We start from the raw sequence: 21435 nt of genomic DNA on the forward strand, positions 1-21435 counted from the left end.
AGGCAGATGAGGGCGGCGTTGTGGCGTTTACCTTCGGCTCGGTGGACAGCAGTTTGCGTCGGCCGGCCCTGCGCAGGGCTGCCGGTCCGCCGCAGCGGGACAGCAGTTCCAGGACGGCCTTGTGCTGCAACTCTCGGCCCGAGGACCCGGCTGCTCACCCAGATACACCCCGCCCTGGAACGTCCGTAGCGAGCCGGACCACCACCGTCACGGCCCGTCGCCGCCCGCCGCCGATCTTCTTGCAGACCTCATGGGTCAGGTAACGGGCAGGCATCCCGCGAACCGCGACGGGCCCGTTCGGGATTCATTAGGTAACGGAATGATCCGGGCAGGGCCGCTAGCAGCCACCCGGCAGTCGCCCGGGCGCCAGCCTCCGCCGCGGGTCGTACCGCTCCTTCGCCGCGAGCAGATCGCCGGTCGGAAACGGCTGCCCCCACAGGTCGACCGCGCTCCGCACCGCCGGTGGCGCGGAGACCACGGTGCACCGGCCACGCCGGGCGAGCAGGACGGTGCGCACCGCGTCCAGGATGGCGGCGACCCGGTCCGGTGGGGTGCTGCCCGGCAACACGGCGTGCACGGTACCGAGCCCGGCCGAGCCGCGTACCGGAACCGGCGCACCGGCCGCGTCGCGCAACGCGTAGACCGCCGCGTGCAGGTTGCTGGTCGGGACCTCCACCCGGAGGGCGATGTCCCCCTCCCGGAACGGGTAGCGCCGCCACCACTCCGGGGCGCGGTGCACCGCCCGGGCGTCCCCGCCGAGCAGATCGACGGCGCGGACCGCGCGTTCGGTCACCTCCGCCGGCCCGCCCTCCAGGAGCACCACCAGCCGACCGGCCGGCGGCGGTGCGGAGTTGCCCGCCCGCTGCCACCGGCGCGGGTCGACCGGGACGGCGGGCAGGTCCACCTCGATCGCCGCCGGCTGCAACGGTGCGGCGACGACCGTGCGGACCAGCTCGTGCACCTCCAGCGGGGACCACACCGAGCGGGACACCCAGACCCGGCCGGCCGGGATCGGTTGGACCCGGAAGGCCGCCGAGACCAGCACGCCGAGACCACCCTGCGATCCGCAGAGCAGCCGGTCGGGGCCGGGCGCGGGAGGCCCACCACCCACCCGGACCAGCTCGCCGTCCGCGTCGAGATAGCTCAGCGCGACCAGCTGGTCGCACGGTGGCCCGTGCCGGTGCCGCAGCGGACCGGGCTCGTCGGCGGCGAGCACCCCGCCCACCGTCGCGCCGTCCGACGGCGCGTCCAGGGCCAGCCGCTGACCGGTCCGGCCGAGGATCGCCTGCGCGGCCCGCAATGGCGTACCGGCGCCGACCTCGGCCGAACCGGAACCCCGGGAATCGTGCCGGACACCGGCGAGCCGGCCGGTGTCGAGCAGGATGTCCACCCGGGACGGAGCATTACCCCAGTCGATCTTGGTGCCGGCCCCTCGGGGCACCACGCTGAGGTCACGCTCGGCGGCCAACCGGAGCACCCGGGCGGCGGCATGGACCCCACCGGGTGCCGCCACCCAGCGCGCCGGCACCCCGGCCACCTCGTCGGCGGCACCCGCCGGTCGGGCGAACGGCGTACCGCAGATGTCGGCCAGCTGCCGGGTCACCTCGGCGACCTCCGGCCGGTGCGTCGAACCTGATGAGCGACCCATGGCGGTCATCGTACACATGTTCTAATCGGCCGGTGGTGGAATGGCGGAACCGCCCGCCCCGGTGACCTCCGACCGGAAACGCCGACCGGTAACGTGACGCCCGTGACGACTTCCACGCCCGTGCCCGTGGCCAAGCGGGTCCCCACCGAGCGCATCCACCACGGCGACACCGTCATCGACGAGTACGCGTGGCTCGCCGGCAAGGAGGACCCGGCGACCATCGCCTACCTGACCGCGGAGAACGCCTTCACCCAGGCGCGGACCGCACACCTCGCCGGGTTGCGCGAGACGCTGTTCGCCGAGACGCGGCAGCGGACCCAGGAGACCGACCTGTCCGTACCGACGCGCAAGGGTGGTTACTGGTACTACACCCGCACGGTGGAGGGACAGCAGTACGGCGTGCACTGCCGCCGTGCGGTCCGCGACGGCGAGACCGAACCGCCGGTCAGCCCGGACGGTGCCCCGCTCGACGGCGAGGAGGTACTGCTCGACGGCAACCTGCTCGCCGAGGGGCACGACTTCTTCTCGCTGGGCGCGTTCGACGTCAGCCCCGACGCGCGCTGGCTGGCCTACTCGACGGACTTCTCCGGCGACGAGCGGTTCACCCTGCGGGTCAAGGACCTGACCACCGGCGAGGTACTCGCCGACGAGGTACCGGACACCTTCTACGGAACCGCCTGGTCGGCGGACGCCTCGACGCTGTTCTACGTGACCGTGGACGAGGCATGGCGGCCGTACCGGGTGTGGCGGCACACCATCGGCACCCCGGCCGGCGACGACGTGGTGGTCTACGAGGAGGCCGACGAGCGGTTCTGGGTCGGGGTCGAGCTGACCCGCTCGGAGAAGTTCGTCGTGATCGACGCGCACAGCAAGATCACCAGCGAGGTGCGGGTCATCCCGGCGGGCAACCCGACCGGCGAGCCGGCGGTGATCGCCCCCCGGCGGCAGGGCGTCGAGTACTCCGTCGAGCACCACGGGCACCGCTTCCTGATCCTGCACAACGACGGCGCGGAGGACTTCGCGCTGGCGTACACCTCGGCCGACGCCCCCGGCGACTGGGTGCCGCTGATCGAGCACTCCCCCGGTACCCGGCTGGAGGCGGTCGACGCGTTCGCCAACCACCTGGTGGTGTCGCTGCGCAGCAACGGCCTCACCGGCCTGCGGGTGCTCGCCATCGGCAGCACCGACTCGTACGACATCGACTTCCCGGAGCCGATCCACAGCGTCGGCCTGGACAGCAACCCGGAGTACCGGACCACCGAGGTCCGGTTCCGCTACACCTCGCTGATCACCCCGGACTCGGTCTACGACTACGACCTGGTCACCCGGGAGATGAAGCTGCGCAAGCGCAAGCCGGTCCGCCCCGGGCCGGACGGCCGGGAGTTCAACCCGGACGACTACCAGCAGCACCGGGACTGGGCGGTCGCCGACGACGGCACCCGGGTACCGATCTCGCTGGTCTGCCGGGCCGACACGCCCCGGGACGGTTCCGCCCCCTGCGTGCTCTACGGCTACGGCTCGTACGAGGCCAGCATGGACCCGTGGTTCTCCATCGCCCGGCTCTCCCTGCTGGACCGGGGCGTGATCTTCGCGGTGGCGCACGTCCGGGGTGGCGGTGAACTGGGCCGGCGCTGGTACGACGAAGGCAAACTGCTGGCCAAGAAGAACACCTTCACCGACTTCGTGGCCAGCGCCCGGCACCTGGTCAAGGCCGGCTGGACGACCGCCGACCGGCTGGTCGCCCGAGGCGGCTCGGCCGGCGGGTTGCTGATGGGCGCGGTGGCCAACCTGGCACCGGACGCGTTCACCGGCATCGTCGCGCAGGTGCCGTTCGTCGACGCGCTCAACTCCATCCTGGACCCCTCGCTGCCGTTGACCGTCACCGAGTGGGAGGAGTGGGGCAACCCGCTCGACGATCCCGAGGTGTACGAGTACATGAAGTCGTACACCCCGTACGAGAACGTCCAGCCGGTGGACTACCCGGCGATCCTCGCGGTGACCAGCCTCAACGACACCCGGGTGCTCTACCACGAGCCGGCCAAGTGGATCGCCCGGCTGCGGGCGGTGGCACCGCAGGGTGACTACCTGCTGAAGACCGAGATGGGCGCCGGGCACGGCGGGCCGAGCGGGCGCTACGACGCCTGGAAGGAAGAAGCCTTCATCAACGCCTGGACCCTGGACCGCCTCGGCCTCGCCTGAGGTGTAAGGAAGGGCCCCTTCTTAACGCTTTCGGTAGAGGAAGGGGCCCTTCTTAACGCTCCAGCACAGTCTGGAGTACCGCCGAGTCGACGTTGCCGCCGCTGATCACGGCCACGGTCCGCCCGGCGGGCAGGTCGGCGGCCCGGAACAGGCGGGCGGCCAGGGCGACCGCACCACTCGGTTCGGCGACCAGCCGGGCCTCCCGGACCAGGCGACCGAGCGTCGCCGCAATCTCCTCCTCGCTGACCGTCACGATGCCGTCCAGCCGGGCCCGCAGGTGGGCGAGGGTCAACGGCGACAAATGGGTACGCAGACCGTCCGCGCTGGTCCGCCAGGTCTGCTCGACGTCCCAGACCACCACCTCCCCGGTGGCCAGCGAGTCCCGGGCGTCGGCGGCGAGTTCCGGTTCCACCCCGATCACCGCTGTCGACGGGCGGAGCGTCTTCACGGCGGTGGCCACCCCGGAGGCGAGCCCACCCCCGCCGACCGGTACCAGCACCACGTCGACGTCCGGCAGGTCCGCGACGATCTCCAGGCCGATGGTGCCCTGTCCGGCGATGACGTCCCGGTGGTCGTACGGCGGAACCATGGTGCGGCCGGTGTCGGCGGCGATCCGCCCGGCCTCGACCAGCCGCTCGGCCGGCGGCACCAGCACGATCTCCGCACCGTACGCCCGGATCTGGTCGATCTTGATCTGCGGCGCCCCCTGCGGGACCACCACCGTGCACGGCGCACCGACGGCGCGGGCCGCGTAGGCGAGTGCCTGCCCGTGGTTGCCGGAGGAGTGGGTGACCACGCCCCGGGCACGTGCCGCCGGATCGAGCCGGGCGACCGCGTTGGTGGCGCCGCGCAGCTTGAACGAACCGACCGGTTGCAGGCTCTCCGGCTTGACCCACAGCCCTTCGTCCCAGGTGGGGACCAGTGGGGTACGGAACACCACCGGGCCGACCCGCCCGGCGGCGGACCGGATGTCATCCAGCGTCACGAGGTCCATACCCTCATCCTGCCCCGGCACGGCGACGACCCGCCGTCCTCCCGGCACGGCGACGACCCGCCATCCTCCCGGCACGCCGACGACCGCGGCACGGCGACGATCCGCCGGCTGGGATGACCGGCCGCCGTCCCCGGTGGCCGCGATGGTTCGACAACTGTTCATCCGGCTGCCGGCTGCCGGCTGCCGCTCGTCGGAGCGTACGAGCGTCCGGTCCGGAAGGACGAACAGTCGTCCGGCTCGGTACCGTCCGGCGCCTCCTCGGCTGAGCAGTGGTTCTCGGCTGACGTGTTAAGAAGGGCCCCTTCCTATACCGAAAGCGATAAGAAGGGGCCCTTCCTTACAGCCCTTCCTTACATTCGGACGAGGGCTGCGGCCTCGCCGGTACGCGCCATCCGCTGCCAGCGCAGCCGGTTGCCGAGCAGCACGGTGACCACCGACTGCACCACCACCAGGTACATCACCTGCCGGTAGACGAGTTGCTGGAGGGGCAGACTCCAGAGCGGGCCGTACCGTTCCCCGTCCAGCCAGAGGGCGTACGCCGCGGTCAGCCCCTGGAGGGCGAGCAGGCCGACCCAGGCGAGCAGCAGCGTCGACCAGGGCAGGAAGATCAGGCCGTAGAGGGCGAAGACGTCGACGGCCGGTGCGGTCAGCGGCAGGACCACCTGGAAGACCGTCAGGTACGGCAGGCCACGCCGGCCGAGTTTGCCGCCGGAGCCCGACTCGCGTGGCGAGTGCCGGTGCTTCCACATCGCCTGCATCGTGCCGTAGCACCAGCGGTACCGCTGCCGCCACAGTTGCCGCAGCGACGACGGTGCCTCGGTCCAGGCGATGGCCTTCTCCTCGTACACCACCCGCCAGCCGGCCCGGAGCACCTTCATGGTCAGGTCGGTGTCCTCGGCGAGGGTGTCCGAGGGGACGCCGCCGACGTCGAGCAGAACCTCCCGGCGGAACGCGCCGATCGCCCCGGGGATGGTCGGCATGCAGCCGAGCACGTCGTACATCCGCCGGTCCAGGTTGAAGCCGATGACGTACTCCAGGTGCTGCCAGCGGCCGAGCAGTCGGCGCCGGTTGGCGACCTTGGTGTTGCCGGAGATCGCGCCCACGCCCGGGTCGGCGAAGCCCTGCACCAGCCGGTGGATGGTGTCCGGTTGGAAGACGGTGTCCCCGTCGACGAGGACCAGCAGGTTGGCCCGGGCGGCCCGGATACCGGTGTTCAACGCGGCCGGCTTGCCGGCGTTGGCCTGGCGGATGACCCGTACGCCGCGCAGGCCCATCCGCTCGACGATGTCGGCGGTGCCGTCGGATGACCCGTCGTCGACCACGATCACCTCCAGCGCCGGATACGCGCTGTCGATCAGCGAGCGGACGGTGGCGGAGATGTTCGCCGACTCGTTGTAGGCCGGCACGATCACCGAGACCGGGGCGAGCACCTCGGGTCGGCCGCGCCGGGGCCGGCGTACCCGCCGGACGTGGATCTGCGCGCAGACCACCTGCACCGCGAGCCGGGCCACGCCGAGCAGCAGCGCGATGGTGAGCAGGGCGTTCATCGCACCGGCGAGCCAGCCGGCGCCGGTCTGCGCCCAGCGCAGCGCGTGCCCGCTGAGCCGGTTGCGGGCGGTGGCCGGTACGGCCGCGTCGGTCCGCTCCAGCGCCTCGGACACGGTACGGAACCGGTAGCCCTGCCCGGTCAGCGTGGGCAGCAGCCGGTCGAGGGCCGCCACGGTCTGGCTCCGGTCGCCACCGCCGTCATGCATCAGCACGATCGCGCCCCGGCCCCGGTTCGGCGTGGCTGCGGCGATGATGGCGGCGGTACCGGGACGTTGCCAGTCCTTGGTGTCCCGGTCGGCGAGCACGGCCAGGTGCCCGGCCTCGGCGGCGGCCCGCAGCGCCTCGTACTGGGGTGCGGTGACCGCTCCGGGGTTGGACGAGAACGGCGGGCGGTAGAGGGTCGCCTCCTGGCCGATGGCTCCGGCGATCGCTTTGCGGGTGAGCGAGAGTTCCAGGTCCCGCCGCCACTGCGGCACCGCCGCCAGGTCGGCGTGGGTGAAGGTGTGCGAGCCGATCTCGTGTCCCTCGTCGAGGATGCGGCGGACCAGTTCGGGATGGTCGTTGACCCGGGCGCCGACCACGAAGAACGTGGCGTGTGCCCGGTGCCGGCGCAGGGCGTCGAGCACCCGGGGGGTCCACTCCGGGTCCGGGCCGTCGTCGAAGGTGAGCGCGATGGTCCGGTCCGGCATCGAGCGGCTGACCGGCTCCGGGCCGTCCAGCCGGAGCACCGGCCCACCGCTGGTGACCGCCTCCGGGCCGGGCGGTGCGGACGGGTCGGCCGTCCCGGAACCGCCGGCCATGCCGGTGGTGAACCCGTTGAAGGAGAGCGCCGCGAGGAGTACCACCAGGCCGAGGACGAGCAGGAACCAGTGGGCCCGGGGTTCGGGGCGGTTGACGTGCCGGGCCATCGTCACCTCGGTTTGCCGGGGGACCTGCTCGGCTTGCCCGCCGGCTCGTTGCGGCGGGTGTCGCCCTGCCCGGGGACCGCGGACCGGTTGGGCTGCGCGGTGGGCGCGGCGCCGGGCCGGGTGGCCGGGGCGGACGGTGTACGGCTCGGTGTCGCGTCGGAGGGGGTTGCCGGGTCGGGCGTCGGCTGTACCGCGCCGGGTGAGGCACCGAGCTCGTCCACGCCGGCTTCGATGGGCCGTGCCGGCTTCGACTCCGGCCAGCCTGGCAGGGGTACCGACGAGCCGGTGAAGAGCCCGGCGAGGATGAGCCCGAGACTGGCGAGCAGTCCGACCCCGATGCTGGTGCCCGCGAGCATGCTCAACCGACGACGTCGTCCGCTGCCGTCGACGAAGACCGGTGGTGCCTCCGGTTGGCCTTGCATCCGTTCCTTCTCCCGATGTACGGCCGCCCACGGCGCGTCGCCAGCGGACGGGGGGTCGTGCTGACCCTCCGCGCCAACAGCGTTCCGGGACGGCCCGGCGTTACATCGGGTAGCGGATCTGCGGTTCACCTGCTCAGGAGGCGCGGAGTTCAGCCAGGTCGGTACTGGAACGCAGCAGGAGCAACCCGATACCGACCGTCACCAGCACGGCGCACAGGGCGCCGGCACCGTATCCGGCGAGGTCGTCGAACGGTACCGGGACCGCCCGGGTGACGACCGGTTCGGCGATGATCTGGGTGTACCGCTCGCGGGTGGTCGGATCGGCGCAGAGCGCTGCCGAGGCGTTGCACACCCGAATCTGCCCGCCGCCGTGGCGCACCTCACCGGTGATGCTCCGGGTCAGCGCCGTGCCGGCGGTGAGCGCCAGCAGGATCGCCGGGGCCACCGGTGCGAGGGACTGCCAGGCGACCGCCCGACCGAGTACCGACCGGGGAACCCCGGTGGCGACCAGTGCGGCGTACGCCCGCCGCCGGGCCACGACGCCCTCGGCGACCGAGATCAGCATCCCGCCCGCCGCGATGATCAGGGCCACCACGATGGCGGTGTGGACGAGGTCCATCGTGTGGACGTAGAAGTCGTTCGGTACCAGGTGCTCCGGCCGGGTCGGCCGGCCGGACAGCCGGTCGCTGCGGAGTTGGCTCTCGATCCGGAGCTGCTGGTCGGCGACGAACCAGGCCCGGATGTCGGCCGCCCCGGCACCGAAGACCAGGCAGGCCAGCAGGGCGGCGAAGGTCCGGCTGCCGGTCCACGGGTCGGCCAGCAACCGGCGGGCGGCGAGCAGCGCGGCGGGCCCCCGGCCCACCCGGTGCAGCATCCGACCGGCGGTGTACGACAGCCAGCCGGTGCCGAGCACCACGCCGAGCATGGCGAGCAGTCCACCGCCGAGGAACAGCGCCGGCAGCAGCCAGACCGGCATGGCCCGGTCCTGACCGGCGTACCAGCGGCTGAGCGGTTCGACGGCGACGAACGCGGCCACCCCGAGCCCGATGAGCAGCCCTGGCCAGGGTCGGGGCGCGCGGTCCCGGCCGGCCTGCCGGACCACCCCGAACGGGGTGAACACCACCCGGCCGAGCAGAAGCCCGGTGACCAGGGCGGCGAGCAGCGGCAGCCCCAGCACCACGGCGACCAGCGCGGCGACCGGGGGCAGGACGTCGGTGGGCAGGGCGAGCAGACCGTTCTCGTCGGGCGTACCGAGCACCCGCCGACTGAGCAGGTGGACCGCGAGGCCGAGCAGCGTACCGAGCAGGGCGGCGACCCCGGTCTCGGTGGCCGCGATCCGGATCGCCTGTCCCGGGGTGGCCCCGGCCAGCCGGAAGGCGGCCAACCGGCGGTCCCTGGCCGGGGCACCGAGCCGGGCACACTGACCGGCCAGTACCAGCACCGGGAGGGTGAGCAGGAGCAGCGTGAACGCCACCCCGGGCCGCAGTCCCGGCTCCCGGAGCAGGTCGTTGGCGTACTGCACCGACTCGGCGTGCGGGTCGCCCGGTACCTTCGGGATGGCCAGTACGGTCAGCGCAGCCAGGACGGCGAGGGTGGCCAGGGCTGCGCTGAACCCGGTGAGCAGTACCCGGAGCACGTCGGTCCGGGTACCGGCCAGGGCCAGCCGAATGGTGGTCGACAGCTTCACCCCGGACCACCCACCAGACCGAGGCCACTGTGGTCGATCAGTCCGTCCCGCATGGCGATCTCCCGGTCGGCGTACCCGGCGACCCGTGCGTCGTGGGTGACCAGCACGACGGTGGTCCGCTGCTCGCGGGCGACCCGGACCAGGTGGCCGAGGACCTGCTCGCCGGTGAGCGTGTCGAGCGCGCCGGTGGGTTCGTCGGCGAAGAGGACCCGGGGCTCGGTGACCAGTGCCCGCGCGGTGGCACAACGTTGCTGCTGGCCACCGGACATCTCCCCGGGTCGGGTGTCGGCCAGGTCGGCCACGCCGAGCCGGTCGAGCCAGGACAACGCCGCCGTCCGCGCTGCCCGCCGCCCCGTGCCGGCGAGTAGCAGCGGCAGCGCGACGTTCTCCGCTGCGGTCAACTCGGCCACCAGTTGGCCGAACTGGAAGAGCACCCCGAACTCGGTACGCCGCAGCCTGGACCGGGCTGCCTCGGACCAGGTGTCGATCCGCTGGCCTCGGTAGCCGATCTCACCCGCGTCGGGGCGCAGGATCCCGGCGAGGCAGTGCAGCAGGGTGGACTTGCCGCACCCGCTGGGCCCGGTCACCGCCACGATTTCGCCCTCGGCCACGTCGAGGGTGACTCCCTGGAGCGCCTGGGTGGCGCCGTACGACTTGACCGTGCCCCGGGCCGCTAGCTGGGTCATCCCCGTACCTCCCGGTGCCAGTCGGCGACCCGGTCCAGGGTGGTCTGCAACCACCGCAGGTCCGCGTCGAGATGGGCGATCGCGTAGTCGGCGGCGATCACGTCGTCGAGCCGGGCGCCCGGGGCGATCTTCAGCGCGGTCAGTTCGCGCAGCCGGTCGGTGTGCGCCCGGCGCTGGGCGGTCAGGTACCGCCGGGCGCGGTCAATGTCGGCCACCAGCAGCGCCACCATCACCTTGTTGAGCAGGGTGCTGGCCACGTGCGGGGCGGGCGGCTCCACGGTGGCCAGCCAGTCGTCGAGCGCCGCCCGGCCGGCCGGGGTGATCGAGTACGACGTCCGGTCGGGTCCGGCGTCGCGGTCCTGCCCGGCCGGGGCCACCAGGCCGTCCCGGGTCAACCGGCCGAGGGTGGCGTAGACCTGGCCGTAACCGAGTGGCTTGGCCTGGGGAAGCCGGTTGTCGTAGGCGCGTTTCAGGTCGTAGCCGTGCATCGCGCCGACCGCCAACAGGCCGAGCAGTACGTAGGAACTGGACACGGACCCCACTATTCATTGAGTGAATAGCAGTGTCAAGCGCCCCCGGTACGCGGCACAGCCGGAACTGTTCGCCCCGTTACCTAGCTAGGTTGTCGTCCCCGGCTGGGGACTCCTCGGCCACCCGATCCCTCGATCCACTTCAGGTTCCAGGAAATCGGGCCATCGGGCCGGCGCTGACACCGCGAGTACCAGGAAAACGAGTGGATCAACAGGGCGGTCGAGGCCGATCAGGGCGGAGCCCAGGGGGCCGGTGTCATCCCAGTTGGATAGTCGACCCTCGTGTGCTAGCGCAGACGGTGCAGCTCGAAAGGCGGCGAGTCGGAGGTCTGCTGCGGAGGTCCGCTGCGGCTGTCGATCAGCGGGCGACACCAGAGCCGCCCCCGACTACGGGGACGGGCGCTGCTCGGAGATCAGAAGGTCAGGCTCGGCCGGGCATCCGGCCGAGGAACGCGCGCCACGCGGCCGGGGCGAAGACCAGCACCGGACCAGCCGGATCCTTGCTGTCCCGGACGCCCACCACACCGGGCAGGTTGTCGGCGACCTCGACACATGCGCCGCCGTTGTTGCCGCTCCGGGTGCTCTTGCGCCACCGCGCGCCGGTCAACTCCATGAGGCCACCGCCTTCCTGATGAGATCCAGAGACTGCGATCGTGGCAGGGCCTCTCCGCAGATCCGGGCCCACCGCCGATCCAGACTAGCAATATCGACTGTCTTCTCGGTGATATGCGCCTGCACCTGGCTGTCCACATGCGCGACCCGGCCACCGTCGGGCAGTTCCGCAAGGATGATCGGCCCACCGAGTCCCGGGTACATGCCGACCGAGGCCGGCACCACGTGGATCTGCACCGACGGCAGCACCGCACATTCCGCCAGATACTCGCACTGCTCGCGCATCATCCGGCGGTCGCCGTGCACCGTCCGGTGCAGCACGGATTCGTCGATCACCGCGACCAGCAACGGCGGGCGGTCGCGCCGGAGGATCGCCTGCCGGCTGAGCCGCGCCTTGACCAGATCGTCGACCTCGGCCCTGGTCAGCGCCTCGTCCACGAGTGTCGCCCGGGCGTACGCCTCGGTCTGGAACAGGCCCGGCACCCACGCGAGTTCGTACCAGCGCAGCGCGACCGCCTCCCGTTCCAGGTCGGCCCACGGTCGGAACCACGCCGGTTCCCGGCGCCGGAGGATGTCCGGCCACAGATCCAGGACATCCTTGCCCAGAAGCTGGGCAACCTGCGCCCGGTGCCGGGTCTGCGGGATACGTCCCTCACGCGCCCACCGGGCCGCCGTCTTCGGGTCGACCCCGACCTGCTCGGCGAGGCTCTCCGCCGTCTGACCCGCCTCCACCATCGCCGCCTGCACGGCCCGGTTCATGCCTGCATTCCCGCCGGACATCCTGAACATCCAACCCCCAACCAGTAACGCTGTGTGTTCGGTCGGCAACTGCCGGAAGGCTATTGGCTGACCGCCGGAATCGGCGGTCGACCCGCCGAACAGGAGAACCACACATGTACTCAGGGGATGTCGAACCGGCTCCGGCCCGCCCACGACCGGCTCCACGACCGGCTCCGGCCCGCCCACGACCGGCTCCACGACCGACCCCACAGCCGACCCCACGGCCCGAGCCGTCCCCGCAGCCGAAACCACACTCCGAACCGGAACCGTCATGAACCGGGGACGCGACTCCGTACCGCTCGCCCCACGGCACCGCCGCGACTGGCGCCGGCTCTGGCGCCGCTGCATCTGCGGCTGGTCCTGGCCGTGCCCCGACCGGGGCCCGGTGCCGACCACGGCCGACCACCGGCAACCCGCGCGATGAGCGCCACCTCGACGGTCCACGCACCGGACGTACCGGGGGACGACTGCCGGATCTGCGCCGCGCCGTGGCCGTGCTTCCCGGCGCAGCTCGACTACGTTGCTGAGTTCTACGGGCGTCCCGCCGATTTGGCCACCCACCTGGCCGGCTGGTTCACCGCCACGGTCACCGAACTGTCGACCAGGGGTGCGCGCTTTGATGTGGACGCGCTGTACCGCCGGCATCTGGGCTGGATCGACCTGACCCGCCGGCCGCGCCCCTCCCGGTGGCGGTGAGCCGTGGCGGTGAGCCGTGGCGGTGACCGGTCAGGTCGCTCCGCCGGCAGCTACTCAGCCGCGCTAGGCGGCGCCCAGCCGGGGTCGCGGCCGGCGAGCCCGAGCAGCCGGTCGAACACCGGGGCGTCCGCCGGGACCGGCACCTCCGCGCCGAAGACCCCGCGCTCACGTGCCGTGGGCGCCAGCTTCACCACCACGTCGTGCAGCTCGGAGAGTACCTCCGGAGCCGGCTCGAACGGCTGCCCGGTGGCCCGGGCCAGGTCCCAGGCGTGCACGGTCATATCCATGACGACCAGGCTGCCCAGCATCGGCTGGGGCATGCCCATCGGGGACACACCCTCCAGTGCCGACGGGTCGGACCAGGCCTCGATCGCCCGGTCGGTTTCGACCGCGAACCGGTCCCGCCAGTCAGGTCTGCCGAGCAGGTCGGCGCCGAAACCCCACTCGACCTGCTCCTTCCGGGCCAACGCCTGGAAGTTGACGACCACCTCGAAGAGATGACCGAGCAGCCCGCGTACCGCGAACTCGCTGCACGGGGTGGACAGGTCCAACTGGTCGTCGGTGATCCCCCGGACGACCGCGACGGTACGCGGTGCGGCCGAGGCGAGCAGTTCGCTGATCCTCGTAGTCATCGACTCAGGTTAGGCGGCAACTAACTGTGACCGGCGGCACTCTCTCGTCCAGCAGCCACGGTCGGTCCGGATGACGACAGGACAACGGACGCTTTTCCGACCCGACACATTCGACGACGCAACCGACCACTTCTCTCGATCAATTCTGCGCACTGCGGTCGTACCCAATGTTTGTCCTGCTCAATGAGCATCACCGACGATCGGAGTGAGCTTTCCGGCGGACGTCCTGTGACAGATTTTCGTCAGTGTCACCGAGCCCGGGAACACGTCGAAAAACGGGTGCGACGCAGTTTTCCGGCCGCCGATACTGCGTGCCGTGACACCACTGTGGTGTCACGCAGAGCAATACGGGAGTGTGTGATGGGCAGGACCACCAGACGATCGTTGCTGGCCGCGTTCGGCGCGGCGGCAGTCGTGGCGCCGCTCGGGATCGGCCGGGCCGCTGCGGCAGCTCCATCGGCGGCGGCCGACGGCCCGACGGTGCTCGCGGACCCGGGCGCGCTGCTCGCCGACCGGGCCACCGACCTGATCACCAATCTGGACCAGATCGGCTGGCCGGCGGAGAGCGCCTACAACTTCTACTCGGCCACCGGTGCGCCGACCACCATCGTCTTCGGTACCTCGGGCCAGCCGACGACCTACCGCAACGAGACCCGGTGCGCCACCTTCGTCCGGCGGCTGCTGACGCACGCCTTCCCCACCTGGGCGACGACCAGTTACTTCACCGCCGAGTTCGGCACCTCCTTCCCGAACAGCGCGATCTTCCACGATCGGTTCGAGGCCGACCGGCAGGGCACCGACGACCTGCCGAACTTCCTCGGTTTCTCGCTGAACTTCGGCTACTCGTTCAACCTGCGGCCGGGCGACATCATGGCGATCAAGTACGTGGACGCGCCCAGCACGGACAGCGGCCACATGGCGATCGTCGGTAGCGGCAGCCACCTCTTCAACGACGCGAATCCGGCCTACCGGGAGTGGGCGATCCGGGTCATCGACAGCACCTCGTCGGCGCACGGCAATCCGGACAACCCGCTCGGGTACCCCGACACCCGGTTCTACCAGGACCCGGCGGACAACATCTGGAAGGAGGCGACCGGCGCCGGGATGGGCTGGATGTTCGTCCGGACCGACCGGGCCACCGGGGCGCTCATCTCGCACCGGTGGAGCCGCAACTCCAGCACCTGGTACGGCGTCGACACCCGGCCGGTGGCGCTGGGCCGACTCAACCTGTTGCACTGAACCGCTGCGGTTCAGAAGTGTTAGGAAGGGGCCCTTCCTATACCGAAAGCGATAATAGGGGGCCCTTCCTTACACCTGTCAGTTTCGGCGGAGGGCGACCACCGCGATGTCGTCGTGGATCTGCGGGGGCGCGAGTTTCACCAGCAGCCGCTCGCAGAACCGGTCCAGGTCCCGGTCGACCTCGGCCGCACAGGCCGCCAGGGCGGCCAGGCCGGCGTCGATGTCGGCGTCCCGCCGCTCGATCAGTCCGTCGGTGTAGAGCACCAGCGTCGCGCCGCGCGGCAGCACGAACTCCCGGTCCGCCGGCCGGACGGCGCGTACGCCGAGCAGCGGCGCCCGGTGGTGCAGGAACTCCGCCCCGCCGTCGCGCACCACCAGCGGCGGCAGGTGACCGGCGCTCGCCATCCGGATCCGCCCGGTGGGCGGGTGCAGCAGCATGACGCAGATGGTGGCCAGCTCACCGGGGAGGAGGGTACGCATCAGCTCGTCGACCCGGTCCAGTACCGCGCCCGGCTGGTGCCCCTCCACCGCGTACGCCCGGACGGCGTGCCGCAGCTCGGCCATCACCGTCGCGGCGTGCAGCGAGTGCCCGGCCACGTCCCCGATCGCCACGAGCAGGTGACCGTCGAGCATCACCAGCTCGTAGAAGTCTCCACCCACCTCGGTCTGCGCGCTGGCCGGCTCGTAGCGCACGGCCAGGTCGTAGCCGGCGACATCGGGGATTTTCCGGGGCAGCAGGCTGCGTTGCAGGGTGACCGCGATCCGGTGCTCCTCGTCGAAGGACCGTTGCGCCTCCACGGCGGCGGCGACCGCCTGGGCGAGCTGCACCAGGACGGGGGCACCGGATAGGAGCTGCCCGTTGGGTACCGCGATGTAGAGCGGTGCCCGGTCCGCCCGCAGCCGGGCGGCGACCACGGTGAACTGCTGTCCGGCGGGCCATTCGAGCGCGGGCCAGTCCTCCGGCGAGCCGATGTGCAGCGTCGAGCCGATCGGTACGTCACGGTCGTCGACGGACCACGGCTGGAGCCAGGCGTCCGCCCCCGGGCCGGTCGCCACCGCGGCGAGACAGTCGCCGTCGAAGCTCTCCGCCGCGACCACCGCCGGCCCCTGGAAGATCTTCGCCGCGCCGGCTGCGGCGGCGGTCAGCAGCCGGTTGAAGTCCGGCGCCGAGTTGATGGCGAGGGTGGTGTCGGCGAGCCCGGCCAGCCGCTCGGCGAGCAGCTCCGCCCGCTGCCGCGCCCGGTAGTAGCGCAGCACCGCCTGGGCGGTGGCGACCAGTTCCTCGGGCTCGATCGGCTCGGCGAGGTAGGCGTCGGCGCCCCGGGTCAGGCCCTGCGCCCGGTCCCGGACGTCCACCGCGTGCGCGGAGACGTGGATCACCGGCATGGCCGGGTGCTCCGCCTTGATCCGCTCGCAGACCTCGAAGCCGTCCAGGTCGGGCAGGCGTACGTCGAGCACCACCAGGTCGATCGGGTCGACGCCGACCCGGGCCAGCGCGTCACCGCCGGTCTCCGCCTCCAGCACCCCGAACCCGGCCCGGGTCAGCCAGTTGACCAGCAGGTAGCGCTTGGTGGGGCTGTCGTCCACCACCAGTACGGTCGCCGGACCGCCCTCCACCGTCAGGCCCCGCCCCGGGGCAGGTGCACGCTGAGGGTGCTCCCCCGGCCCGGCTCGCTGGTCAGCTCCAGGGTCCCGCCGAGCAGGGTCGCCAACCGCCGCGCGTACGGCAGTCCGAGCCCGGTGCCCACGGTCCGGCGCGGCCCCGGGGCCTGGTAGAACTCCTCGAAGACCCGCTCGTGCAGCTCTGCGGGGATGCCCACGCCGGTGTCGGTGACCGTGATCAGCCACCGGTCGCCCACCTGTTCCGCCCGCATCCGAACCTCACCCTGCTCGGTGAACTTGAGCCCGTTGTGCAGCAGGTTACGCAGGATCTGGGAGAGCAGCACCTCGTCCGAGCGGATGAGGGCGGGCTGCGGCGGATCCTCCACCACCAGGTCCACCTCGGGTCGGCTGGCGACCGCCCGCAACGTCCCCCGGAGCTGCCCGAAGAGCACCCGCAGGTCGACCTCGACCCAGTTCGGCTCGATCCGACCGGACTCCGCCTTGGCCAGGTCGAGCAGTTGGTTGACCAGCGCGAGCAGGTCACCGGCCGAGGACCGGATCAGCCCGACCTGACGGGACTGCTCGTCGGTCAGCGGATCGGACGCGGAGTCGGCGAGCAGCCGGGCCAGCCCGATGATCGCGGTCACCGGGGCCCGGAGTTCGTGGCTGACGTTCGCCAGGAAGCGGCTCTTGGACTCGCTCGCCGCCCGCAGCTGCGCCGACTTCTCGTCCAGCTCGGCGTAGAGCGCCACCACCCCCCGGTTGGTCTCCTCCAGTTCCTCGGAGAGCTGCCCGTAGAGGGCCATCACCCCCCGGTTGGTCTCCTGGAGTTCCTCGTTGAGCCGGGCCAGTTCGTCCCGCTGGCTGCGTACCTCGTCGAGGGCGGCGATGAGCTGCTCGTTCTGGAGGGCCAACTCGTCGAGCGCGGTGCTCGGCTCGCTCTCTGCCAACTGGGCCCGTACCTCCTCCAGCCCCTGCCAGGTCAGCGGGGCCACGCTCGACGGAATGCGTCGGGACATCCGTACGACCGTAGCCCGATCAGATTCGGTCACGTCGAGCATGTCGACCAACCGCCCCACCGCAGCCTGCTGCGGGGCCAGTACGCCTCCGTCGACCGGGCGTACCGAGGTCAACTCGATGTGCAGGGCGGGCTGCTCCACGGCCGCCGGGTGGGCGAGGAAGACCACGTCTGCCCCACCCCCGGTGGCCAGCAGATGCCGCCCCATCTCGCTGAGGGCGGTGGCGATGCGGATCTGGTCCTGGTGCTCGATCCCGAGCAGTGCGGCGACCTCCCGGCCCCGCTGGCGGACCACGAAGATGTCGTGCTCGACCCGCAACGTCATCTGCATCAGGGGTACCGGCCCATTGCGCCCGGTCACCACGACACCGCCACCCGGTTCATCCGGGTACCCGGGCGACCAGTACGCACGCGTCGTCACGCCGTACACCGGCGTCCCGCAGCACGGTGGCGGCGATGGTGGAGAGCATCCGCCCGACGAACGAGTCGACGATGTCCAGCGCGGTGATGTCGATGATGACGCCGTGGCAGCCGGTGGCCACGATCCGGTCGGCCAGGTCCTCCTGGAGTTGCAGCGCGGTCTGGTCCTCCATGTCCACCTGGATGGAGACCAGCAGGATGTCGCCGATCTTCAGGACCGGCACCCGCTCCATCAGGACTCCCGACGGGCGTTCCGGCGCGCCGCGTCGACCCCGGTGAGCTTGAGGACGTGCCGCAGCGCGTCGGCCAGGCTCGCCTTGGTGGCGATGTCACCGAACTCGATGCCCAGCGCCACGATGGTCTGGGCGATCTGCGGGCGGATGCCGGAGATGATGCAGTCCGCCCCCATCAACCGGGCGGCCACCACGGTCTTCAGGATGTGCTGGGCGACCTGGGTGTCGACGGCGGGCACCCCGGTGATGTCGATGATCGCGTACGGCGAGCCGGTGTCGACCAGGGTCTGGAGCAGCCGTTCCATCACCACCTGGGCGCGGGCCGAGTCGAGCGTGCCGACCAGCGGCACGGCCACGACGCCCTCCCAGAGCTTGACCACCGGGGTGGAGAGTTCGAGCAGTTGTTCGGCCTGGTCGGCGATCAGCTCCTCGCGCGCCTTCGCGTAGCTCTCGAAGGTGAACAGCCCCATCTGGTCGATCAGCGCGGAGTAGGCGACGAAGTCGCGCAGGTTCTCCTCGCCGCCGCCGGCAGCCGACATCGTCTCCAGCACGATGTCCTTGAGGGCGAAGACGCTGACTGCGGTCTCGGTCGCGGTGAAGCCCCGGCGCGCCCGGCTGCGGGACAATTCGGACAGTACGGCCCGCAGTTCGCCCGCCGACTCGGCGTGCAGATCCCGGCCCTCGCCCTCCACGGCGACCAGCAGCGCCCGGTGCAGCTCCTGCACCTGCGACTGGAGTTCGGCCTGGCTGAGCCGGCCCCGCAGGGAGGCGGCGACCAGGTCGGCCCACCGTTTGATGATCTGCTCAGCATGGTCACCCAGCAGACCGGCCAGACGGCTGCCCTGTGCGGCGTTCAACGCCATCGCTGCCTCCCTGGGGCCAGGTCGGGCGGACTCTACCGCCGGGTAGACCCTAACTACTTGTCACGGTGCAATGGAATGACCCGGGCCACCGGAGCCGTCCCATTCTGCGTACCGGCCTGCCGGTGGAGTACCGTTCGAGGGAACAGGAGGTCGCGAATGTCCTTGACGGTGCACACGGAACAGCGCGGTGACATGGTCGTCGTGTCGGTGGCGGGCGAGCTGGACATGGCGACCGCGCCCCAACTCCAGGACCAGATCACCGACCTGCTCGACAAGGGGCGCAGCCAGCTCGTGTTCGACCTGGCCGACGTGTCGTTCTGCGACTCCACCGGGCTGTCCGTCTTCGTCCGGGCCAAGAACAGCTGCGACGAGGCCGGCGGCCTGGTCCGGCTCGCCGCGCCCCAGCGGGGCGTGCTGCGCATCCTTGAGGTGAGCGGCCTGGTCGAGGTGCTCCAGACCTATCCGACGGTGGACGGGGCGGTGGCCGGCGACCCGAGCCGGGCCTCCTTCTGACTTCTGACTTCTGACAGCCTGACGATACGGGCCCGGCCGCCTTCCGACCGGGCCCGTATTCGTGACTACTCGTCCTCGATGTGCCGGGGCCGGGCGATGGCCAGCCCCGCCCCGGTCTGCACGGCCAGCGCGACGAGCAGGAAGCCGATCGGCACCGGCCAGCCGCCGGTCGCCTCGTAGAACACACCGACCAGCAGCGGCCCGAGCGCGGCGATGACGTAGCCGACGCTCTGGGCAAACGCGGACAGCGCCACCGTTCCCTCGGCGGTCCGGGCCCGCAGCCCGATGGTGGCCAGTACCAGCGGGAAGGCGCCCTGACCGAGGGCCAGCAGCACCACCCAGAGCACGGCCGCGTCGTACGGCGCGACGGCCAGTCCGACGTACGCCAGGGTCATCGACGCCGACAGGGTCAGCACCACCGGGCGCAGCGTCCGGAGCCGGGTGGCCACCGTCGGCATCAGCAGCGCGATCGGTACCCCGAGCGCGGTCACCCCGGCGAGCAGCAGACCGGCGGTCTGCGGCTGGTAGCCGGCGTCCCGGAAGAGCTGGGCGAGCCAGCCCATGATCGCGTACCCGCTCAGCGACTGGGCGCCGAAGTAGAGCGCCATCGCCCAGCCGAGTCGGGTCCGGCCGGGCCGGATCCGGAGCCGGGTCGCCGGGGCCGGGGAGGGTCCGGCGCGCCGGGCGGCGGCACGGGCCCGGAGCGCCAACGGCACCCACGGGAGCACGGCCAGCCCGGCGAGCAGCGCCCAGACGCCGAGACCGGCCCGCCACGAGCCGAACGCGTGCGCCACCGGCACCGCCGACGCGGCGGCCACCGACGCCCCCATCGTCAGGGTCATCGAGTACGCCCCGGTGACCAGCCCGGCCCGGTGCGGGAAGTACTGCTTGACCAGCATCGGCAGCAGGATGTTCGCCACCGCGATACCGGCCAGCGCGAGCGCGCTGGTGGCGAGGAAGACGCCCGGCGCATCGGTGGTGATCCGCAGCACCTGCCCGACGGCGAGCACCGCCATCGAGATCACCAGCAGCCGGGCCGCCGAGAAGCGCCGGACCAGCCACGGGGTGGACGCGCCCACCACCGCGAACGCGACGGTCGGCAGGGTGGTGACCACACCGGCCATCGCCCCGGAGAGGCCCAGCCCGGTACGTACCTCGTCGAGCAGGGCACCGAGGCTGGTGATCGCGGCACGCAGGTTGAGGGCGACGAGGAGAATGCCGACCAGCACCAGCACGCCGCCGGTTGCCGGCTTCGCCGCTGCCGGTGGCGGGGTGTCCGGTCGGGTCGGCGGGGTGGCGGGCCGGGACGCCGCCGTGGCGGGCCGGCCGGGAACTGCGGTGGTGGACCGGGATGTTGCCGCCGGGGCGGACCGGGCCGGGCCGGCGGGTGCCGGCCGGGGGCCCACCACGGTGGGCGGCTCGGTGAGGGCGGTCGGTGGCGGCGTCATGTCTCGGACCCTACAATCATGGGATGAATTTCGGCCTGGTGATGTAACCAGTGACACCGTCGGTTGATTCCTCCTCCGGCCAGCCCCGGCAGACCCGGGTCCGCCAGACGATCGAGCAGCTCCGGGCCCGGATCCTCGGCGGGGAGTGGCCCTTGGGCGCGAAGATCCCCACCGAGCCGCAACTCGTGGAGAGCCTCGGTGTGGGGCGGAACACGGTCCGCGAGGCGGTCAAGGCCCTGGTGCACGCCGGGGTGCTGGAGTGCCGTCAGGGCTCGGGGACGTACGTGATCTCCACCGACGAGTTGGCCCGCGCGGTCGGCCGGCGGCTCACCGACGCCCGGATGAGCGAGGTGGTCGAGGTCCGCCGGGCGTTCGAGGTCGAGGCGGCCCGGCTCGCCGCGCTCCGGCGTACCCCGGACGACCTGGCCGCCCTCGACCGGTCGCTCGCCGCCCGGGAGGCCGCCTGGCGCTCCGGCCGAGCCGAGGCGTTCGTCGAGGCCGACGCCGACCTGCACGTCGCGATCGTCGCCGCGGCGCACAACGCCATGCTGGCCGAGCTGTACGCCTCGGTGGGCAGCGCGCTGCGGGACACCGTCGCCCACGCCATCGGTCCCGAACTGACCCCGGAACGGTACGTCGACCACGGCCGGCTGGTGGCTGCGATCCGGGCCGGCGACCCGGACCGGGCCGCCGACGAGGCCGGGGCTTTTCTGGAGGCACCGACCGGGGCATAGGTTTGCCCGGTACGTTGACCGGC

Annotated in this window: 19 protein-coding genes and 1 pseudogene; 5 read left to right on the forward strand and 15 right to left on the reverse strand. The window is 71.8% G+C overall.

The genetic code is table 11. From position 1 onward, the window contains the following. Window positions 1-337: 337 nt before the first annotated feature. On the reverse strand, window positions 338-1648 hold the full coding sequence (locus tag V6U90_RS04715; protein WP_334431308.1) for an FAD-binding oxidoreductase: 1311 nt from the start codon (window positions 1646-1648) through the stop codon (window positions 338-340). A 102-nt stretch (window positions 1649-1750) separates the two neighbouring features. On the opposite strand from V6U90_RS04715, the gene V6U90_RS04720 reads away from it, so the two are divergent. Beyond that, window positions 1751-3847 (forward strand): S9 family peptidase, encoded by a 2097-nt coding sequence (locus tag V6U90_RS04720; RefSeq protein WP_334431309.1) that lies wholly within the window; start codon window positions 1751-1753, stop codon window positions 3845-3847. A gap of 52 nt (window positions 3848-3899) precedes the next feature. Here V6U90_RS04720 and V6U90_RS04725 read toward each other — a convergent pair whose 3' ends face one another. From V6U90_RS04725 to V6U90_RS04760, 8 genes are all read right to left on the reverse strand, one after another. Next, on the reverse strand, window positions 3900-4841 hold the full coding sequence (locus tag V6U90_RS04725) for a threonine ammonia-lyase (protein WP_334431310.1): 942 nt from the start codon (window positions 4839-4841) through the stop codon (window positions 3900-3902). A gap of 350 nt (window positions 4842-5191) precedes the next feature. Beyond that, on the reverse strand, window positions 5192-7297 hold the full coding sequence (locus V6U90_RS04730; protein ID WP_334431311.1) for a bifunctional polysaccharide deacetylase/glycosyltransferase family 2 protein: 2106 nt from the start codon (window positions 7295-7297) through the stop codon (window positions 5192-5194). Between the two features lie 2 nt (window positions 7298-7299). Then, window positions 7300-7719 (reverse strand): hypothetical protein, encoded by a 420-nt coding sequence (locus V6U90_RS04735; protein ID WP_334431312.1) that lies wholly within the window; start codon window positions 7717-7719, stop codon window positions 7300-7302. 133 nt (window positions 7720-7852) lie between these two features. Further along, complete coding sequence (locus tag V6U90_RS04740) at window positions 7853-9406, reverse strand: FtsX-like permease family protein (RefSeq protein ID WP_334431313.1); 1554 nt, start codon at window positions 9404-9406, stop codon at window positions 7853-7855. Then, window positions 9403-10092 carry an ABC transporter ATP-binding protein gene (locus V6U90_RS04745; RefSeq protein WP_334431314.1) on the reverse strand — a complete coding sequence of 230 codons (690 nt, stop codon included), beginning with the start codon at window positions 10090-10092 and terminating at the stop codon, window positions 9403-9405. Before V6U90_RS04745 ends, V6U90_RS04740 begins: the two co-directional genes overlap by 4 nt. Then, the gene (locus V6U90_RS04750; protein WP_334431315.1) at window positions 10089-10625 is read right to left on the reverse strand and encodes a PadR family transcriptional regulator; all 537 of its coding nucleotides are present in this window, start codon (window positions 10623-10625) and stop codon (window positions 10089-10091) included. The genes V6U90_RS04745 and V6U90_RS04750 overlap by 4 nt, the downstream gene beginning before the upstream one ends. Window positions 10626-11043: 418 nt before the next feature. Continuing rightward, complete coding sequence (locus tag V6U90_RS04755) at window positions 11044-11235, reverse strand: DUF397 domain-containing protein (RefSeq protein ID WP_334431316.1); 192 nt, start codon at window positions 11233-11235, stop codon at window positions 11044-11046. Further along, window positions 11226-11993 carry a Scr1 family TA system antitoxin-like transcriptional regulator gene (locus V6U90_RS04760; RefSeq protein ID WP_334431534.1) on the reverse strand — a complete coding sequence of 256 codons (768 nt, stop codon included), beginning with the start codon at window positions 11991-11993 and terminating at the stop codon, window positions 11226-11228. The genes V6U90_RS04755 and V6U90_RS04760 overlap by 10 nt, the downstream gene beginning before the upstream one ends. 441 nt (window positions 11994-12434) lie before the next feature. Here V6U90_RS04760 and V6U90_RS04765 point away from each other — a divergent pair, with 441 nt between their 5' ends. Continuing rightward, the gene (locus V6U90_RS04765) at window positions 12435-12710 is read left to right on the forward strand and encodes a hypothetical protein (RefSeq protein WP_334431317.1); all 276 of its coding nucleotides are present in this window, start codon (window positions 12435-12437) and stop codon (window positions 12708-12710) included. A gap of 50 nt (window positions 12711-12760) precedes the next feature. On the opposite strand, the gene V6U90_RS04770 is transcribed toward V6U90_RS04765, so the two are convergent. After that, complete coding sequence (locus V6U90_RS04770; protein WP_334431318.1) at window positions 12761-13342, reverse strand: TIGR03086 family metal-binding protein; 582 nt, start codon at window positions 13340-13342, stop codon at window positions 12761-12763. Window positions 13343-13702: 360 nt separating this feature from the next. Between V6U90_RS04770 and V6U90_RS04775 the strand changes: the two genes are divergently transcribed. After that, entirely contained in the window at window positions 13703-14581 is an 879-nt protein-coding gene (locus tag V6U90_RS04775; RefSeq protein WP_334431319.1) for a hypothetical protein, read from the forward strand. A gap of 78 nt (window positions 14582-14659) precedes the next feature. Here the strand turns inward: V6U90_RS04775 and V6U90_RS04780 are convergent, their stop codons facing one another. From V6U90_RS04780 to V6U90_RS04795, 4 genes and pseudogenes are all read right to left on the reverse strand, one after another. Then, window positions 14660-16198, reverse strand: a complete 1539-nt coding sequence (locus V6U90_RS04780) for a SpoIIE family protein phosphatase (RefSeq protein ID WP_334431320.1) — start codon at window positions 16196-16198, stop codon at window positions 14660-14662. Between the two features lie 2 nt (window positions 16199-16200). Continuing rightward, complete coding sequence (locus tag V6U90_RS04785; protein WP_334431536.1) at window positions 16201-17526, reverse strand: sensor histidine kinase; 1326 nt, start codon at window positions 17524-17526, stop codon at window positions 16201-16203. A 124-nt stretch (window positions 17527-17650) separates the two neighbouring features. Then, window positions 17651-17854, reverse strand: a pseudogene (locus V6U90_RS04790) (STAS domain-containing protein); the annotation flags it as partial. Beyond that, window positions 17854-18717, reverse strand: coding sequence for an STAS domain-containing protein (locus tag V6U90_RS04795; protein ID WP_334431321.1), 864 nt, complete (start codon window positions 18715-18717; stop codon window positions 17854-17856). The gene V6U90_RS04795 and the pseudogene V6U90_RS04790, both read right to left, overlap by 1 nt. A gap of 156 nt (window positions 18718-18873) precedes the next feature. On the opposite strand from V6U90_RS04795, the gene V6U90_RS04800 reads away from it, so the two are divergent. Next, window positions 18874-19230, forward strand: coding sequence for an STAS domain-containing protein (locus V6U90_RS04800; protein WP_334431322.1), 357 nt, complete (start codon window positions 18874-18876; stop codon window positions 19228-19230). A gap of 65 nt (window positions 19231-19295) precedes the next feature. On the opposite strand, the gene V6U90_RS04805 is transcribed toward V6U90_RS04800, so the two are convergent. Further along, entirely contained in the window at window positions 19296-20678 is a 1383-nt protein-coding gene (locus V6U90_RS04805; protein WP_334431323.1) for an MFS transporter, read from the reverse strand. Between the two features lie 50 nt (window positions 20679-20728). Between V6U90_RS04805 and V6U90_RS04810 the strand changes: the two genes are divergently transcribed. Beyond that, complete coding sequence (locus V6U90_RS04810; RefSeq protein WP_334431324.1) at window positions 20729-21412, forward strand: FadR/GntR family transcriptional regulator; 684 nt, start codon at window positions 20729-20731, stop codon at window positions 21410-21412. The last annotated feature ends 23 nt before the right edge of the window (window positions 21413-21435 follow it).

The sequence above is a fragment of the Micromonospora sp. CPCC 206060 genome (assembly GCF_036906895.1).
Lineage (GTDB): Bacteria > Actinomycetota > Actinomycetes > Mycobacteriales > Micromonosporaceae > Micromonospora.